The organism is Methylobacillus sp. (assembly GCF_036844465.1).
Taxonomy (GTDB): Bacteria; Pseudomonadota; Gammaproteobacteria; order Burkholderiales; family Methylophilaceae; genus Methylobacillus.
Genome location: NZ_DAIUFW010000035.1, coordinates 5,000 through 5,379 on the forward strand (window position 1 = coordinate 5,000; position 380 = coordinate 5,379).

General features: G+C 54.7%; 1 protein-coding gene. It reads left to right on the forward strand.

The features are described from left to right. Positions 1 to 380, forward strand: a 380-nt coding sequence (locus V7Z75_RS14060; protein ID WP_334109274.1) for a hypothetical protein, incomplete at both ends; no start/stop codon positions are given.

Here is a 380-nt window from a genome sequence, read left to right on the forward strand (position 1 = left end):
GGCAGACGGTGATTGTTGGGCCGGATGGAAAGCCAATTAAATTGGGCGCCGATGGCTTGCCTGTAATAACAATCCCTCCGGGGCAGCCTGCCAAGGTCACCACCGCCGTCATTAAACCTGGATTTGCGCTGGCGCCGTTTTCTGCCTGGACGCTGGCCGGGTCAGGCGTTGCTGGCACGGACTACATCGTGGATAACGCTTATACAGGGTACGATGTCAACGGCAACGCTCTCCCAGTGCAGTCCCGAACCGGCGTAAGTAATATGCTCAAGATTAAAGGACTGACCAATACCGGCACACCGCGCATTCAGCTATTGGGCAATCTCGGTGTTTTTAAGGGAATGTTCGGTGTCTGGGTCTATATCGAAAGAAACCCGGCT